Origin of the sequence: Microcystis sp. LE19-131.1A, from assembly GCF_027532015.1 — a bacterium.
Classification (GTDB): Bacteria; Cyanobacteriota; Cyanobacteriia; order Cyanobacteriales; family Microcystaceae; genus Microcystis; species Microcystis ichthyoblabe_A.
The window spans coordinates 1-1,374 of sequence record NZ_JAPZSS010000138.1 but is presented as its reverse complement, the minus strand read 5'-3'; the positions used below and the strand labels follow the sequence as shown (position 1 = coordinate 1,374).

The following is a 1,374-nucleotide window of genomic DNA, read 5'->3' as shown; positions in this document are numbered from 1 at the left end:
TACGTTTAGAGTATTTAGGATATCCTTTCTTACCAGCAATTTTGTTCTTACAGTTATTATAGAACCTAAGAATAGCAGTCCAAGTCCGTTCGCAAGCCTGTTGACAAGCTGTAGAGTTAAGGTCTTGAACAAAAGGGTATTGACTTCTTAATTGAGTGACATATTTATATACATCCTTTTGTCCTACACCTTTATTGTCTTCCCAATATCTAAGACATTTATTCCGAACAAACTGGACTGTCCGAATAGCCTCATCAATGGCTTGATATTGAGATGGTTTTCCTCTAAGCTTGTACTCTAAAACAAACATTTTGCGTTATCGACCTACTACGCAAACTATTCTAGCATACTAAAATTAAATTGGCAACTATAGATTAGAGTTATTTTTAGTCGTGCTCGTGTCACTGAGCCTTTACATCGAAGCCCCTCGAAATGTGTCGAAGTGCTGTTCTATGCTGGCGGAACCTTTCATCTCCGAGGTGAAACCGAGAGCCTTCAAGCCGACATTATAGGTAAACACTAGAGGGATCGGAGAAAGTTTCTTAAAAGTTCCTTGCCGGCAGTGGTTAAAATACTTTCGGGATGGAATTGTACCCCTTGAATCTGGGGGTAATCCCGATGACGGACTCCCATGACCGTGCCATCTTCCACCCAGGCCGTGATCTCTAAATTATCCGGCATGGTGGAGCGATCGATCACTAAACTATGGTAACGGGTGGCAGTAAAAGGATTTTCTAAGCCTTGAAATACCCCTTCACTGTTGTGATAGATTGGGGAAGTTTTGCCGTGCATCAAGACCGGGGCCCGGACCACATCCCCCCCGAATACCTGACCGATACTTTGATGACCCAGACAGACCCCCAAAATCGGCAAATGGGGGCCAAATTTGGCGATTAATTCCAGAGATATGCCCGCATCGACCGGACGACCAGGACCGGGGGAAATGACAATCCCATCCGGCCGCATTTGTTCGATCGTGGCCAAGTCTATTTTATCATTACGATAGACCTCGATCGGCACAGCGATCGGGAACTCGGAGGCTAATTCTCCCAAATACTGGACTAAATTGTAGGTAAAACTATCATAGTTATCGATGACGATTATCAAGAGTCTCTCTCCTTTCTCTAGCCTCGCTCAGTATTTTCATTCTACACCCCTGCTGTCTTGATCGAGATAGCCGGAGTGTAGGGGGTAGGCTATTTTTGTGCCGTCAGCCAGAATCTGCCCGGAATTGCTATACTTTGCACGGCTGCAACTTGCATTTTTTACTCAAGGACAATAGTATAGTTTAAGAGTCATAATTAGAAGCAAAGCACTCATTAAAAACATGATTAACCTAGAATTCACGGAAGAAGAAAAGAACTCACTGTATTA

Annotated in this window: 1 protein-coding gene and 1 pseudogene; both read right to left on the bottom strand. The window is 43.7% G+C overall.

The genetic code is table 11. From position 1 onward, the window contains the following. Window positions 1-310: pseudogene (locus O9323_RS11705) on the bottom strand (RNA-guided endonuclease TnpB family protein); the annotation flags it as partial. A 209-nt stretch (window positions 311-519) separates the two neighbouring features. Beyond that, window positions 520-1,107 (bottom strand): anthranilate synthase component II, encoded by a 588-nt coding sequence (locus O9323_RS11700; protein WP_043998719.1) that lies wholly within the window; start codon window positions 1,105-1,107, stop codon window positions 520-522. Between the last annotated feature and the right edge of the window lie 267 nt (window positions 1,108-1,374).